This is a genomic window from Pseudonocardia sp. EV170527-09 (genome assembly GCF_008369905.1).
Lineage (GTDB): Bacteria > Actinomycetota > Actinomycetes > Mycobacteriales > Pseudonocardiaceae > Pseudonocardia.
In genome coordinates this window covers 1-282 of record NZ_VRMC01000419.1, presented here as the reverse complement: position 1 = coordinate 282, position 282 = coordinate 1, and the positions used below count along the sequence as shown (strand labels likewise).

1 pseudogene is annotated in these 282 nt (G+C 61.3%); it reads right to left on the bottom strand.

The features are described from left to right. Positions 1 to 202, bottom strand: a pseudogene (locus FVA95_RS29680) (hypothetical protein); the annotation flags it as partial. Positions 203 to 282: the final 80 nt, after the last annotated feature.

Below are 282 nucleotides of genomic sequence, written 5' to 3'. Positions count from 1 at the left end.
CCTGGGAGGGACGCTGTTGGAATAACCCGAGGGAGTCGCGATCCCCGTAGTCAATATTGCGTAGCTTTGATTCCTGCATAGCCGTTGTCAGAGCGATGGCGGCCGCACGGGTCGGAAGGCCACGGCGGATTGACTCGGCAGTGATGATGGCGGCGTTCTGGGATTGCTCTAAATCGAGGTCGTAGGACTGGCCTAAGACCACCACTCGGCAACCCTCAGGCTCCGTCGTGGCGAAGGGGTCGACGGCCTTCCATACTTTGTAGCCTCCCCAGCCCAGCCCGG